A 12,557-nucleotide genomic window follows, 5' to 3' on the forward strand; every position below is an offset into this window, starting at 1 on the left:
TGGCTGCAAGACCTGCAGCCGGCGCAGCACGAGCGCCTCATCCGCTGGTGGCAGGACGAGATCGAAGGCACCGGCCGCGTGCCCATCTTATCGGTCGAGCAGCGGCCCGAGGTGCTGCGCTTCGGCTCGGGCACCGACCAGGACCTGCGCCTCGCCTGGCAGGAGTTCCTCATCCGCATCATTGCCGACGCGTTCGACCTGCCGCCGCTGGTGCTCGGCCTCGAGCACGACGTCAACCGCGCGACCGCCGCCGACCAGCTCGACCAGGCCTTCCGCACGGCCATCGTGCCGACCGCCCGCCTGCTGGCCGAGCACCTCACGCGCGACGCCATCGGCAAGCGCCTCGGCTGGCACGACCTGGAGTTCGTCTTCACCGACGTGGACGCGCGCGACGAGCGCGAAGAAGCCGAGATCCACGAGATCCTGCTGCGCTCGGGCGTGCTGACGGTGAACGAGGTGAGAAGGATGCGCGGACTAGCGGAGATCAGCGGCTAGCGTGGAAGCACGAACCAGGCGATCGACATGATCACGGTGACGCTGAGTCCGATGATCCAGTAGGCCGTCCAGATCTTCTTCTGCTGGCGCTCGTTCTTGGACATCGCGATCCACGCCGCTCTGCCAGACATCAGCGCCATCGCAATGATGCAGCCAGCGAGGAACTGAACGAACTGCCAGTGGCTGTACATCAGCCAAACGACCACACCGACGAGTGCGAAGGCCGCTAGTTCGGACAGCACGAATTGCCGATTCACGGACCCATCTGAGCATGAAGACCGATATCCAATCCATGGCAATCGAGATGCCGCCGGTCGTCTGCCCAGGCGGACATCCGAACCGGCTGCCGTTCCGCGGCGTGCTGACGGTGAGCGAGGTGAGACGGATGCGAGGGCTGCCGGAGACCAGCGGCTAGGCGAGCTCGCGACTCTCGTTGCCAGGGAAGAATGCTGCAAACAGGGCGGCCATCCATACCGGAAAGAAGACGAGATCGAAGAGGTCATGTTTTCGATTGCCGTGGAGAAGATAGCCGTCAAGCCACGGCACCTGATAAATGATCTCGAAGAGCAACAGATTATGAAGAAAGCGGTATCGATATTTCTTCATTGCTTGCACAACGCGATCTCGCCGGAGCGGCAAATGCGCAGAAATCAGCAATACTCCGCCACCAAGCCCAATAGCTAGATCGACCGCTTCAAAGTTCGGCCGTACCTCCAACCAGACAACAAAAACCATTAGCACCAGCGATAGGGGAATCGCCCAGCGAAGATCGACTGCGGCTCGCTTCTCCATGGGCCTATTACTTCATACGGACCTGCCCAATGCAAATCGAATCCATGGCTATTGCGCTTCCGCGTATTGCGGCGCACCCCAACCGCCTGCCCTTCCGCGGCGTGTTGACGCTGGTCGACTCGCCCAGCGAGCGCGCGCCCGCCGGCGCGCGCGGTCACCGCGTTCTTCTGACGCGCGAGGCCGCCGAGCGCGCGCTGCCCTCGCTGCTCGGCATGGGGCTCGACTTCACGCCGTCGCTCGACGGACACGACGCGCGGCGCAAGGTGGGCGTGATCACCAGCGCCGAGATTGTGGAGCTGTCGTCGGCCCACGGTCCACGGCCCTCGGCCGCGACGGAACTGGACGGCCGACGACCGAAGACCGACGACCGACGACTCGCGCTGGAAGTCGCGGGTTATCTGTTCGCCAAGGACTTCCCCGACGTGGTGCGCGAGCTGCGCGCGGCGGGCCAGTCGCTCGGCATGTCGTACGAGGTCGCCGACGCCCGCGTCGCCGACACCGGCGCCCAGGTCTGGGTCCTGAACGAAGTGACCTTCACCGGCGCCGCGGTGCTGAAGAAGAGCAAGGCGGCGTATGCGGGGACGTCGATCGAGATCGAAGCCGTCGTCGGCTCTCGGCCCTCGGCCGCAACGACTCTGGACGGCCGACGACCGATGGCCGTCGACCGACGACCCACCAACATTCGGGCCGCTAGCCCACAGCAGGAGCTCCCATGAACGAAGAACTGATCCAGCAACTCTCCGCCACCGCGGACCGCTTTGCCGCGGCCACCGAGGCGCTCGAGCACACACTCGCGCGGCTCGACGAGCAGTCCGGCAAGATCGACCGCATCGTCGCCGCCATCGACGAGAGCGACGCGAGCACCCGCAAGACGCTCGAAGAGCGCGTCACCGAGCTGGTGCACGCCAACGACGAGCTGCGCGCGCAGGCCGCCCGCCTGAGCGCGCAGCGCAAGACGCTGCCGCCGCTCGTCACCGCCATCCTCGCGAAAAACGGGTACGAGCCGGCGGAGACGATCGATGCCGCCGTGCTCGACAAGACGCTCGCCGCGCTCTCGGTCGAGCAGCGCATCGCGGTGAAGAGCGAGATGGCCAGGGCAGGACTGATCGAGTAGTTCTCGCACCTTCTGACCCTTCGGCTGTTTTCAAACGTCCCGAGCCCGCCGCGGCGGGCTCGGGAACCCTACTCTCACGAGAATTCGTCGTGACGATAGGGCTCCCTCGCGCTGCGCGCTCGGGATGTTTTTTGTACGAGATATCCACGCAGCACACACCTCCTCCTTTCGAAAGGACACCCATGCACGCAAAATTCCTCGACCTCCACGCCGCCGCCGACTTCCTCGGGCCGGGCGCGGTGGAGGTGAACCGCTACCAGAACGAGATCACCGACATCGTCCGGCGCCGCGGCGCCTTCGGGCAGCGCATCAAGCAGGTGCCGGCCACCGGCCACCCGTCGCGCTTCTTCGAGCAGACGGCGATCGCCGCCAACTCCGCGGCGAACGCCTTCGTCGACCCGCGCAACATCGTGGCCACGGTCGCCGCGCCCACGCGCGCCGAGCGCTCCGTCCCGCTCAAGGCGCTGGTCTCGCAGATCAACTACAACCTGTTCGACCTCGAGGTCGGGCAGCAGCAGTCGCAGTTCGCCTTCCTCCAGGCCAAGGACCTGGCCGACGCGGTCGAGGGCCTGCTGCGCACGCACGACGTCGCGCTCTGGAACGGCAACGACACCTCGCTCTCCACGCCGACGACCAACCAGTACTACGGCGCGGCCGCGCAGATCGCCGACGGCGGCAACGTCGCCACCGTCGAGACCACCGAGAGCATCGTCGACGGGCTGAAGCAGACCATCGCCGAGATGGTCGCCAGCTCCAGCTACGAGGTGCGCCCGACCGCCATCTACGCCAACCCGGTGCTGCTCGACTTGATCGACCGCGAGATGAAGGACCAGTTCAACGTGGTGCTCGCGACCGCCGAGATCTTCGGCGGCCTGCGCGTGAAGACGCTCTCCACCCAGGCGGGCGAGCTGCCGCTCATCCCCGAGTGGTCGCTCGGCTACACCGGCACGCCCGGCTCCGGCTCCGCGGTGCTGCCGGCCTACATCGTGAGCGAGGACATGATCGAGTACCACTGGCTCACCGACCCCAACCCGCGCGTCTTCCAGCTCGGCCTCTCGGGCTCGCTCGCGCAGCAGCACGTCGTCGTGAAGTTCGGCGGCGTGGTGGTCAAGGGCGCCGGCTACGCGCACTACAAGGTGAACGTCGAGCGGTGATTCCGATTCAACGCAGAGGCGCAAAGCACGCGGAGGTTGATTTGTGCCTGCCTCTGCGAACTCCGCGACTCTGCGTTGAAGAAGAGGTCCCATGATCTATCTCAATCCTTCCGAATACGAGCAGTACGGCCTGGACCACTCCGCGGCGGCAGCGCTGGTGGCGGCGGCTTCGTCGCTCATCGACGCGCACTGCCGCCGCGCGACGTTGGGCGTGGCGCAATACGTGGAACGCGTGCGCCTGCGCCCCGGGCGCAACTCCCTGCGGCTGACCTACCTCCCCCTGGCCGCGCTTGCGCCCGCCTCCTCTCCCTTCGTCGCGGTGAAGGCGCGCTACACCGTGCCGCGCCGCGGCGAAGGGCTGGAGGGGGATCCGCTCGCCGTCGAGGTCGCCGGCGCCTTCGGGCTCCCCGGCGCCTGGACCGCGCTCGATCCCGCCGCGCTCGAGCACGATGCCGCGACCGGCGAGGTCGCGCTGCCGCAGCATCCGCTCGGCCTCGGCTACAACGAGGTCGAGGTGACGTACACCGCGGGCTTCGCCGCCATCCCCGAGGCGGTGAAGTTCGCGTGCGCGCAGGTCGCGCGCAACGCGCAGGCCACGCCCGCGCTCAACGTGAAGAGCTCGGGCCTCGACCGCATGCAGATGGCGTACTTCGAGGATTCGCTGCTCGACGCCTCGGTGCGCGCGCTGCTCGCGCCCTTCATGGCGCAGAAGGTGGGCTGATGGAAGACTACTCCGCGTTCGCTCCGCACACCCTGGGCGCGACGGCCGCGCGCGCTGCCGAAGCGCTGCTGCGCTCGCTGGGTGACGGTAAGGTCACGCTGCGGATCCTGCTGCCCGAGGGGGCCGCAGGTGGCGGCTTGGGATTAGCGGCGCCGCAGACCGAAGAGGTCGAACTCTGGCCGGCGATGGTCCGGCTGGTCGCGCCCGGCGAGGACGGCGGCGCGCGCTACGAAGTCGCGATCGCCGGCAGCTCCGTCGTAGAAGAAGCCGAAAAGCGCAACCACGAAAGCGCCGACGAATTCCTGGCGGCCGCGCTCGGCGTCGTGCTGGGCGAGAAGCTGTTGCGCATCGTGAACGCCACGCCGCACTCCTGCGGCGGGAAGGTCTATCTGTACCGGCTCGAGGCGCGCGGATGAGCGCTCAGCGGAAGTCTTCGTCCGCCTCGATGGGCGAGGCGGGCCGCACGAAGCGGAAGCGCACCTCCCCGTTGCAGATGTTGCATTCGGGGAATACCCCGCCGCCCGCCGCCGTTACGGGATGGCTCTCGCGGTGCCCGCGGTGGATCGCCTCGTAGATCCCCGACTGCGGGACCGCTTCTCCGGGTTTGAACAGCATGAACAGCCTTTCGTCGCGCCGGACACCGTCGTCCGAGGACACACGTCCGCTCTGCGACATTCTGGATTCGGGGCAGGTGGCGCTCAGCAGGGAGGTCTCGCGGCCACAACGCCCGCGGGAAGCAGATGAGTCAGTTCCCGCGTCGTCAGAATAGATGCCGCCCTCGGAGGCGAGGTTGACTAGCGGCCGTTGGCGGCTTTCTTGGCGGGGCGGAAGTCGTAATCATCGCGCAGGAAGTGCACTTCCTGGAGGTAGACGAAGCGCACGCGGTCGTCGCAGCGCGTGCACCGCGGAAAGTGCGAGCCCGCTTCGATCGTCACGTCGTGCGGCATGCGGTGCGCGTGGTGCAGCACGCGGTACATGCCCGATTCCGGCGCTGCCTCGCCCGGCCTGAAGGTATCGCGTTCCATGGAGCCGCCTGACTTACGGTTGCGGCCGCCCGTGAGGGCAGCGCGTTCCTGGAGTGCTAGGCAACGAAGGGGGACGAAGCCCGGCGCGCACACTTCCGCTACCCGATTCGATGTCCCGCGCTCGCTTCAGAGTTGCTCCTGCCCAAGGTCAGACAAACGATGCAATCCGCCAAAGACAGCTTCTACATCGCGCTGCGCGACCGCCTGGCGGCGCTCGCGCCGGACCGCACCGTCACCATCGGGGGACAAGAACGTCCCGCGGTGGTGGTGGCGGAGAACGAACCCGTGACCTCCAGCTCGCCTCTGCCCGACGCGTTTTACCTGCACTGGGAAGGCGCTCGGACGGCGTCCGCATCGGGCGCGCGGCGTCCGCTGCTGCGGCTCGACTGCCGCATCGCGTACCGCACGCTGGGTTCGAGCGAGCTGAATGGCCTCGACCGTGGGCGCGCGCTCGCCGCGCTCGACCTGGAGCTTTGCGGCATCCTGGCGCCGCACTTCGCGGAGAAAAAGGACTACTCGCAACCGGAGCCGCAAGCGCTGGGCTCGGCGGTGCTGTGGTCGCCGCCGGAGTTCGCCGCCGCCGAGGCGCACGACCGCGAGCTGCGCCGCGTCGCAAGGGTCGCGCTCTTCTTCTGGCCGGAGGTGGAACTGCCATGACCGCACGCGCCGCCATGCTGCCCGCCGGCCGCCGCTGGCGCGCCTACTTCGCGCCCGTGGAGCGCGAGACCGGCACGCCGCAGCTCTTCGACCCCGCGCTCGACGCCGCCTTCGCGCTCGACGCCCCGCCGGCGCCCTGGCTGGACCTCGGCTGGATCGAGAGCTTCGCGCGGCGCTCCGCCACCGAGACGCTCGCGATCGCCGCCGGCCCGAACCAGGCGGTGCTTCGCCAAGCCCGCAAGAACCTGCGCGCCGAGGTCGAGTTCGCATTTTGCGATTGGGGCAAGCTCCAGATGGCGCTCGCCGGCGGTGCGCAGCACATGAACGTGCTCGCGCCGGCGGGCTCGACGCGCGTGCCCTCGGGCGCGGCAGCCGCCGCAGCCGTTCCGCTGGAAGCAGGCTCCACGGCGAGCCAGCTCGTCGTCGGCGCCGGCGCGGTCGGCAGTTTTGCCGCCGGCGACCTCGTCGTCGCAGACATCGACTACACCGGCGAGACCGGCTACGTCGGCTCGGGCCTCGCCGGCGCTTGCGTCACGTCGTCCGCCGCCGTCGGAGACGACCCCGGTTACATCCGCCGCGTGAGCTTCAACGTCGGCCGCGTCGCCGGCAAAGACGCCACTTCGCTCGCCCTCGCGCAGCCGCTGCCCGGCGGCGCGCCGGCCGCGAACGCGAAGGTGCAGAAGGTCATCGGATTCACCGACCGCGAAGGCGGCGCGTTCTTCCAGGAGTGGTCGGGGCTGTTCGTCTTCGAGAACGAAGCGGGCGGGCGCGTCATCCTTCATTACCCGCGGCTCCAGCCGGCCGTCCCGGCGGCGGAAGGGAAGCTCGAGCTGGCCGAGCCGTTGTGCGCGCTCACGCTGCACGCGCGCTTCACCGCGCTGCCGCTCACCGATGCGAACGACTCGGAAGCGTGCCTCTGCTGGCGGACCTACTACCCAGTCGGCGGGTCGACGTTATATTGACCCGTGTTCTCAGTTTTCGCTCTTTCGATTCGCGCGCGGACCCAGGCCACGGGCTCCGGTTCAGAGCGGCCCCGAAGCATCGCCCAGTACTCGCCCACCGAGACGCCGGCGGGAGTGGTCACGCCGGCCGGAATGATGACTTCCAAATAGCCACCGACGGGCCTTCGCAGCCGCAGCACCAGCTCTTCACGGATCAGGCTGAACTCGATCGACCGGACGTCGTGCCAAGCGACAAAGCGCTGCGTCCGCCAGCGCTGGACATAGATCCCGGAATCGTCGGCTACCGCGTAAGCAAACTTGCCCATGTGAAAAACAATCAGTGCACCACCCACCATCACCATCACTCCCGCAGCCAATGCGCTTTTGCGGTCTAGATAAGCTGCGAGCCCAAGCGCGGTGAGAATCCCCATAACGCTGAGGGTGACGATCAGGACAAAGGCAACGGCGACTCGTGTGCCTATCCACGAGCTTCTACTTCCGAGGACTCGGCGCGCCTCTTCCATTGCCGGCCGATTGTAGCGAAACACCAGATGAAACTTCTCATCGACAACACGGACTACACGTGCGCGCTGGCCGCCGACGGCGCGCCGCGCGTCCTGCGCCGGCTGAACCAGCCCTCGCGCTTCGAGTGCGCGCTCCTGCTCACTCCGGCCGCGCCTGTGATCCCGGCAGCGAACGCGCGCGTCGTGCTCGAGCGCGAAGATGGCGCAAAGCTCTTCACCGGCTACCTCGACGCCATCCCGGAACACGAGTACCTCGGCTGGGGCGAGCGCGGGCCCGAGTACCGGCTGCACATCACGGCGACCAGCGACGAGCTGCTGCTCGACCGCAAGGCGCTGCCCGAGCGTCCGCCGTTCGTGGCGCGCCCCGCGGGCGAGATCCTGCGCGCGACCGCAGCGAGCCTGCTGCCGGGCGCCTTTGACGTCTCCGGCGTCACCGACCTCGGCGTCATCCCGTCGTACGAAGCCGACTTCCAGCGGCCGTGGTCGGAGCACGCCGCCGCGCTCGCGCTGCTCGCGCGCGCCGCCTATCGCGCGCACGACGGCTCACTGGTCTTCCAGCCCGTCGGCAGCGCAAGCCACACGCTCGAGGAAGAGTCTCCCACTTTCACCCCCGAGGGCCTGAAGCTCGCCGCCCCACAGCGCTTCGTGAACGACGCGACCATCATCAGCCGCGCCGAGCCGCGCCTGCACGTGCGCGACTACTTCGTCGGCGACGGCCTCACGCTGCAGTTCGACCTCTCGCGCACGCCCTTCGCGCAGCGCACGCGCGTGCTGCTGGACGAAGAGTTCGCCGGCGACGAACTCGACCCGCTGCGCTGGACGCAGGCCGATCCCGCCGCCGCGCTCAGCAGTTCCGGCGGGCAACTGGCTGTTGCCGGCGGCACCGCGACCGACGGCGAGACGCGCGTCGAAGCGGTCGAGCGGCTCGAACTGGGCGGCGGACTCCTCCTTCAGCACGGCGAGTTCAGCTTCACCGCCGCATCGGACGCCGTGCTCGGCGGCCTCTACGCCGGCGCGGTCAATGTCGCCGGCTGTTTTGCCGGCTTCCGAGTCACGCCTTCCGGCGACCAGTCTGCGATCCAGGCGCTCATCGACGGCAGCGCGACCGGGTCGGCCGTCACGACGGTCGCTGGCCACCGCTACGGCATGACCACGCGCCTCTACGCCATCGAGAACTTCCGCGCGTCGCAGACCTTCCATTCGTCCGCGCATCCCGCCGGCAGCGGCCGCGGCGGCGGCGCGCTCCCGAGCGGCGCGCGCCTCGTGCTCGAGCTGCACGACATCGACCCAGCAAACCCGGGCTCGCAGGGCGCCGCCGCCACTGTCCTGTATGACGCGGTCGTCAGCGACGTGCCCGCGCTGGTGACCTACGCGCTGCTCAACGTGACGACCGCGCACTGCTCCACGCCGTTCGCCCGCATCGCGCGCATCTCCGGCGTAGAGGTGCGCAGCCAGGCACCCTCGCAAAGCTATCGCACTCGCCTGGTCGGCGCTCTCGCCGACGGCGGTGAGTGCCAGGTGTTCCAGACTCCCGAGCTCCAGTTCTTTTCCCAGTACCCGCCGGTCGCGGGCGAGCAGATCGTGGTCCGCTACCGCAGCCAGGCGCGCAGCCTGGCGCGCGTCATCGACCCCGCCAGCATCGCCACGCTCGCCGCCGGCGCCGATGACGGCGTGCGCTCCGCGGTGCGTTACCTGGCGGCGCCCGCGGCCCGCACCAGCGCGGAGTGCGAGACCGCGGCGCTTGCCCTGCTCGACGACTCGACGCAGCAGGCGTGGGCGGGCGAGTATCGCGCGTGGAGCGACGCCCTGCCGGGCGGCCCGGCGACCGACGTCTGGCCCGGCGACGCCTTCGCCGTCGACATCCCCAGCCGCGGCGCCGAGTTCACCGCCCTCGTCCGCGAGGTCGAGCTCTTGTGCGCCGACCTCCGCGGCGACGGTTCCCGCTACCGCATCGCCTTCGCCAACGACGCCGCGCAGCCGCCCGGCTTCGCGTTCGATCCCGCGCGGCTCGACGAGCCGCTCGAAGACGTCGCCACGGTCACGACCGCCGGCACTCTGTTCGCGCCCGACCTCTCCGCCGCCGAGATCACCGGCGCCACCTCGACCACCGTCGACATCGATTGCGGCCTCACTCCGCCGGCAGGGTGGGGCGTCGAGGTCCGGCGCAGCGACCGCGATTGGGGCGAGGAGAACGACCGCGACCTCGTCGGCCGCTTCACCACGCGCACCTTCACGGTCCCTCGGCTCACGCGCGTCGTCGACTTCTTCCTGCGGCAACACGACGACTCGTCCCCGCGCAAGTACTCGCGCAACGCCACGCTGCTGCACCTCGACTGGCCGTACAGCTAGGAGCATTTGCATGTCTGAGGAACGACCACACTTCAAGTGCCCGCTCGGCATGACGCCCGGGCGCATCACCATCCCCGAGTTCGAGCAGCAGGTGCTGGCGGACCTCACGGAGCTGAAGACGCAGATGAAGTTGCTGCTCGGCAACGGGCAGCCGGGCCGCGTCCAGTTGCTGGAAAGCCGCGTGGAACATCACGAGGCGCTGGTGCAGCGCGCCGTCGGCGTGGGCGCGCTTGCCGGCTTCCTCACCACCATGCTCAACCTGGTGTTGAGCTACCTGCAAAGGCGATGACCAGCGAAGAGTTCCTGCGGCAGGCGGCGGAGGCCGCGCGCGCCAGCTCCGCCGCCAGCGGCTTCCCGCCCGGCGTCACGGTCGCGCAGGCGGCGCTCGAGTCGGCGTGGGGACGGTCGCGCCTCGCCACCGAGGCAAACAATTACTTCGGCATCAAGGTGCACGGCGGCATGCCGTCGATCGCGCTGCCGACCGTCGAGATCGTGGCGGCGGCGCCGGTGCGCGTGGTCGCGCGCTTCGCGCGCTACGCCTCGATGGCAGACTGCTTCCACGACCGCGACGCCATCCTCGCGCGCGTCCCGCTCTACGCCGAGGCGCGCGCCGCCTCCGCCGATCCCGAAGCCTTCACGCGCGCCCTCGCGAAGCGCTGGGCCACCGACCCGCAGTACGCCGACAAAGTGCTCGCCATCTATCGCACGCATCGGCTGGATGCGCTCGACCGCTAAGCGCATGACGACCGACGGCCGAGGGCCGACGACCAGAACGGCCACTACATTTCAGGAGAACCAAGATGAGTTTCCTCGCCAAGCTGCTCCGCAGCATCGCGTTCATCCCCGCCATCATCACCGGCATCGAAGGCTTCTTCGGCGCCCGCACCGGCAACGACAAGAAAGAAGCCGCGCTCAGCTTCATCTCGGCGGCGCTCGGGCTCACCGAGGCCATCGCCGCCCGTGAAGTCATCGACGACGGCAAGTTCAAGGACGGCCTCTCGAAGATCATCGACGGCACCGTGCAGTGCCTCAACGCCTCGGTGTGGGCGAAGTGAAGTCTTCGGACGCCAGACTTCATTCTTCCGAAAAAAGTGAGGCCGGCATCGCTGCCGGCCTCCTGCGGACTGACGACTGAAGTCTGACGGCTGCCTTACCCGATCGGCTCGTTCCAATCTTCCAGGTTGCGCTTCACCATCGCCATGAACTGGTCGGCGACGGCGCCGTCGATGATGCGGTGGTCGAAGCCGAGCACCAGGTGCACGATGGTGCGGATGGCGATGGAGTCGTTGCCGTCCTCGTCGGTCACCACGACCGGCGCCTTGTGCACGCCGCCCATGCCCAGGATCGCGACCTGCGGCTGGCTGATGATGGGCGTCCCGAACAGCGCGCCGTAGCTGCCCGGGTTGGTGATGGTGAACGTGCCGCTCGCCACGTCGTCCGGCACCAATTTCTTGGTGCGCGCGCGCTCGCCCACGTCCTGGATGGCCCGCGCCAGGCCAAGGAAATTCCGCTCCTCGGCGTGCTTGATGACGGGCACGATCAGCCCCTGCTCCAGCGCGACCGCGATGCCCAGGTTGATCTCGCGCTTGTAGTGGATGCTGTCGCCTTCGATCGACGAGTTCATCACCGGGAACTGCCGGATGGCGTTCACCGCCGCCTGCGCGATGAACGGCATGTAGGTCAGCTTGGCGCCGTTGCGCGCCTCCCACTCCGGCTTCTGCCGCGCCCGGATGGCCGCGATGCGCGACATGTCCACCTCGAACACGGTGTGGACGTGCGCGCTCGTCGCCTTCGACGCCACCATGTGCTCGGCGATCTTCTTCCGCATGTTGGTCATCGGCACGACTTCGCCGGCGGTGCCGACTCCCGCTGGCACCATCTGCGGCGCCGCCGCTGCACGCTGCGGCGGCGTGTAGGGCGCCTGCGCCGGCGCCGCCGCGCCGCGCTGCGGTGCGGACGAAGACGCAGCCGCCGCCGCCGGCGCGCCCGCGCCGTGTTGCGACAGGAACGCCTGGATGTCATTCTTCGTGATGCGACCTCCCAGGCCCGTGCCCTGCACGCTGCCCAGGTTCAGGTTGTTGTCGCGCGCGATGCGCCGCACCAGCGGGCTCGAGCGGATGCGCCGGCCTTGCTGGTCGCGGTCGTTCGCCGGGAATTCGATGACGGTGTCTTTCTGCTGCGCCACCGCCTGCCGCTCCAGCGGCTTCGCTTCCGGCTCCACGTCGCGCCGCCCGCGCAACTGCGTCGAGATCTCGGTCTCTTCCTCGCCCGCGCGCGCCATGCCCGGCGCCGTTGCTTCCCGCGCCCCCGCGCCCTTGCGCCCGGTGGGATCCTCGGTCCGGCGCTGCTCCTTCTTGGCGCCTTCTGCCGGGCTGGTGGCCTCGGTCGTCCGCGCCTCTTTCCCTCCGTGCGCCACTCCCGCGCTCGCCGGCGTGCCTTCGCCCTGCGCGGCGGCCTTGGTCGGCGCGGGCGCCGGCTTCGCGCCGCCCGCCGCCACCGCCTCGCCTTCCGCCGCGATCAGCCCGACCACGGTGTTCACCTGCACGGTCGTGCCTTCCGCCACCTTGATCTCGGCCAGCGTGCCTGAGGCGGGCGCGGGGATCTCCGCGTCCACCTTGTCGGTCGAGATCTCGAACAGCGGCTCGTCGCGCTGCACCTTGTCGCCGGGCTTCTTCAGCCACTTGGTCAGCGTGCCCTCGAAGATCGATTCGCCCATCTGGGGCATGATCACGTCAGTCGGCATGTGCTCCTCTAGTCGGCGCGGAAAGCCTTCCGCAGCCGGTCA

19 protein-coding genes are annotated in these 12,557 nt (G+C 68.7%); 13 read left to right on the plus strand and 6 right to left on the minus strand.

Annotation, left to right across the window (positions count from 1 at the left end; genetic code table 11):
• Positions 1–495: phage portal protein (locus VLA96_11025; GenBank protein ID HSE49730.1), on the plus strand; the 495-nt coding region annotated here is incomplete at its 5' end.
• Here VLA96_11025 and VLA96_11030 read toward each other — a convergent pair.
• Positions 492–737, minus strand: a complete 246-nt coding sequence (locus VLA96_11030) for a hypothetical protein (GenBank protein HSE49731.1) — start codon at positions 735–737, stop codon at positions 492–494. The genes VLA96_11025 and VLA96_11030 overlap by 4 nt on opposite strands.
• 29 nt (positions 738–766) lie before the next feature.
• Between VLA96_11030 and VLA96_11035 the strand changes: the two genes are divergently transcribed.
• Positions 767–910 carry a hypothetical protein gene (locus VLA96_11035; GenBank protein ID HSE49732.1) on the plus strand — a complete coding sequence of 48 codons (144 nt, stop codon included), beginning with the start codon at positions 767–769 and terminating at the stop codon, positions 908–910.
• Here the strand turns inward: VLA96_11035 and VLA96_11040 are convergent.
• Positions 907–1,287 carry a hypothetical protein gene (locus tag VLA96_11040; GenBank protein HSE49733.1) on the minus strand — a complete coding sequence of 127 codons (381 nt, stop codon included), beginning with the start codon at positions 1,285–1,287 and terminating at the stop codon, positions 907–909. The genes VLA96_11035 and VLA96_11040 overlap by 4 nt on opposite strands.
• A gap of 44 nt (positions 1,288–1,331) precedes the next feature.
• Between VLA96_11040 and VLA96_11045 the strand changes: the two genes are divergently transcribed.
• The 5 genes from VLA96_11045 (at position 1,332) to VLA96_11065 (ending at position 4,692) form a co-directional block, all read left to right on the plus strand.
• Complete coding sequence (locus tag VLA96_11045; GenBank protein HSE49734.1) at positions 1,332–2,003, plus strand: hypothetical protein; 672 nt, start codon at positions 1,332–1,334, stop codon at positions 2,001–2,003.
• Entirely contained in the window at positions 2,000–2,401 is a 402-nt protein-coding gene (locus VLA96_11050; protein HSE49735.1) for a hypothetical protein, read from the plus strand. Before VLA96_11045 ends, VLA96_11050 begins: the two co-directional genes overlap by 4 nt.
• 182 nt (positions 2,402–2,583) lie before the next feature.
• Positions 2,584–3,555 (plus strand): hypothetical protein, encoded by a 972-nt coding sequence (locus VLA96_11055; protein HSE49736.1) that lies wholly within the window; start codon positions 2,584–2,586, stop codon positions 3,553–3,555.
• A 91-nt stretch (positions 3,556–3,646) separates the two neighbouring features.
• Positions 3,647–4,276, plus strand: coding sequence for a hypothetical protein (locus VLA96_11060; GenBank protein HSE49737.1), 630 nt, complete (start codon positions 3,647–3,649; stop codon positions 4,274–4,276).
• Positions 4,276–4,692 carry a hypothetical protein gene (locus VLA96_11065; protein ID HSE49738.1) on the plus strand — a complete coding sequence of 139 codons (417 nt, stop codon included), beginning with the start codon at positions 4,276–4,278 and terminating at the stop codon, positions 4,690–4,692. Before VLA96_11060 ends, VLA96_11065 begins: the two co-directional genes overlap by 1 nt.
• Before the next feature lie 4 nt (positions 4,693–4,696).
• Here VLA96_11065 and VLA96_11070 read toward each other — a convergent pair whose 3' ends face one another.
• Together VLA96_11070 and VLA96_11075 are read right to left on the minus strand one after the other, a co-directional pair.
• Complete coding sequence (locus tag VLA96_11070; protein HSE49739.1) at positions 4,697–4,891, minus strand: hypothetical protein; 195 nt, start codon at positions 4,889–4,891, stop codon at positions 4,697–4,699.
• Positions 4,892–5,070: 179 nt separating this feature from the next.
• Positions 5,071–5,301, minus strand: coding sequence for a YjzC family protein (locus tag VLA96_11075; GenBank protein HSE49740.1), 231 nt, complete (start codon positions 5,299–5,301; stop codon positions 5,071–5,073).
• A 159-nt stretch (positions 5,302–5,460) separates the two neighbouring features.
• Here VLA96_11075 and VLA96_11080 point away from each other — a divergent pair, with 159 nt between their 5' ends.
• Together VLA96_11080 and VLA96_11085 are read left to right on the plus strand one after the other, a co-directional pair.
• On the plus strand, positions 5,461–5,958 hold the full coding sequence (locus VLA96_11080; GenBank protein ID HSE49741.1) for a hypothetical protein: 498 nt from the start codon (positions 5,461–5,463) through the stop codon (positions 5,956–5,958).
• Positions 5,955–6,920, plus strand: coding sequence for a hypothetical protein (locus VLA96_11085; protein HSE49742.1), 966 nt, complete (start codon positions 5,955–5,957; stop codon positions 6,918–6,920). Before VLA96_11080 ends, VLA96_11085 begins: the two co-directional genes overlap by 4 nt.
• Here the strand turns inward: VLA96_11085 and VLA96_11090 are convergent.
• Positions 6,890–7,423, minus strand: a complete 534-nt coding sequence (locus VLA96_11090) for a hypothetical protein (protein ID HSE49743.1) — start codon at positions 7,421–7,423, stop codon at positions 6,890–6,892. The two genes, VLA96_11085 and VLA96_11090, sit on opposite strands and share 31 nt — an antisense overlap.
• A gap of 27 nt (positions 7,424–7,450) precedes the next feature.
• Between VLA96_11090 and VLA96_11095 the strand changes: the two genes are divergently transcribed.
• From VLA96_11095 to VLA96_11110, 4 genes are all read left to right on the plus strand, one after another.
• On the plus strand, positions 7,451–9,772 hold the full coding sequence (locus VLA96_11095) for a hypothetical protein (protein ID HSE49744.1): 2,322 nt from the start codon (positions 7,451–7,453) through the stop codon (positions 9,770–9,772).
• A 10-nt stretch (positions 9,773–9,782) separates the two neighbouring features.
• Positions 9,783–10,061 carry a hypothetical protein gene (locus VLA96_11100; GenBank protein ID HSE49745.1) on the plus strand — a complete coding sequence of 93 codons (279 nt, stop codon included), beginning with the start codon at positions 9,783–9,785 and terminating at the stop codon, positions 10,059–10,061.
• Positions 10,058–10,507 carry a glucosaminidase domain-containing protein gene (locus VLA96_11105; protein HSE49746.1) on the plus strand — a complete coding sequence of 150 codons (450 nt, stop codon included), beginning with the start codon at positions 10,058–10,060 and terminating at the stop codon, positions 10,505–10,507. The genes VLA96_11100 and VLA96_11105 overlap by 4 nt, the downstream gene beginning before the upstream one ends.
• 65 nt (positions 10,508–10,572) lie before the next feature.
• The gene (locus VLA96_11110; GenBank protein ID HSE49747.1) at positions 10,573–10,827 is read left to right on the plus strand and encodes a hypothetical protein; all 255 of its coding nucleotides are present in this window, start codon (positions 10,573–10,575) and stop codon (positions 10,825–10,827) included.
• Positions 10,828–10,922: 95 nt separating this feature from the next.
• Here the strand turns inward: VLA96_11110 and VLA96_11115 are convergent, their stop codons facing one another.
• Positions 10,923–12,515, minus strand: a complete 1,593-nt coding sequence (locus tag VLA96_11115) for a dihydrolipoamide acetyltransferase family protein (protein HSE49748.1) — start codon at positions 12,513–12,515, stop codon at positions 10,923–10,925.
• Between the last annotated feature and the right edge of the window lie 42 nt (positions 12,516–12,557).

Source organism: Terriglobales bacterium (assembly GCA_035457425.1).
In the GTDB taxonomy this organism is placed as follows: Bacteria; Acidobacteriota; Terriglobia; order Terriglobales; family Acidobacteriaceae; genus JACPNR01.

Excerpts from the sequence above, each read along its gene's own strand:
- VLA96_11110 (HSE49747.1), top strand. The coding sequence starts at position 10,573 with ATGAGTTTCCTCGCCAAGCTGCTCCGCAGCATCGCGTTCATCCCCGCC.
- VLA96_11100 (HSE49745.1), top strand. The coding sequence starts at position 9,783 with ATGTCTGAGGAACGACCACACTTCAAGTGCCCGCTCGGCATGACGCCC.
- VLA96_11060 (HSE49737.1), top strand. The coding sequence starts at position 3,647 with ATGATCTATCTCAATCCTTCCGAATACGAGCAGTACGGCCTGGACCAC.
- VLA96_11050 (HSE49735.1), top strand. The coding sequence starts at position 2,000 with ATGAACGAAGAACTGATCCAGCAACTCTCCGCCACCGCGGACCGCTTT.
- VLA96_11055 (HSE49736.1), top strand. The coding sequence starts at position 2,584 with ATGCACGCAAAATTCCTCGACCTCCACGCCGCCGCCGACTTCCTCGGG.
- VLA96_11065 (HSE49738.1), top strand. The coding sequence starts at position 4,276 with ATGGAAGACTACTCCGCGTTCGCTCCGCACACCCTGGGCGCGACGGCC.
- VLA96_11035 (HSE49732.1), top strand. The coding sequence starts at position 767 with ATGAAGACCGATATCCAATCCATGGCAATCGAGATGCCGCCGGTCGTC.
- VLA96_11090 (HSE49743.1), bottom strand. The coding sequence starts at position 7,423 with ATGGAAGAGGCGCGCCGAGTCCTCGGAAGTAGAAGCTCGTGGATAGGC.
- VLA96_11105 (HSE49746.1), top strand. The coding sequence starts at position 10,058 with ATGACCAGCGAAGAGTTCCTGCGGCAGGCGGCGGAGGCCGCGCGCGCC.
- VLA96_11115 (HSE49748.1), bottom strand. The coding sequence starts at position 12,515 with ATGCCGACTGACGTGATCATGCCCCAGATGGGCGAATCGATCTTCGAG.
- VLA96_11085 (HSE49742.1), top strand. The coding sequence starts at position 5,955 with ATGACCGCACGCGCCGCCATGCTGCCCGCCGGCCGCCGCTGGCGCGCC.
- VLA96_11045 (HSE49734.1), top strand. The coding sequence starts at position 1,332 with ATGGCTATTGCGCTTCCGCGTATTGCGGCGCACCCCAACCGCCTGCCC.
- VLA96_11080 (HSE49741.1), top strand. The coding sequence starts at position 5,461 with ATGCAATCCGCCAAAGACAGCTTCTACATCGCGCTGCGCGACCGCCTG.
- VLA96_11075 (HSE49740.1), bottom strand. The coding sequence starts at position 5,301 with ATGGAACGCGATACCTTCAGGCCGGGCGAGGCAGCGCCGGAATCGGGC.
- VLA96_11095 (HSE49744.1), top strand. The coding sequence starts at position 7,451 with ATGAAACTTCTCATCGACAACACGGACTACACGTGCGCGCTGGCCGCC.
- VLA96_11070 (HSE49739.1), bottom strand. The coding sequence starts at position 4,891 with ATGCTGTTCAAACCCGGAGAAGCGGTCCCGCAGTCGGGGATCTACGAG.
- VLA96_11040 (HSE49733.1), bottom strand. The coding sequence starts at position 1,287 with ATGGAGAAGCGAGCCGCAGTCGATCTTCGCTGGGCGATTCCCCTATCG.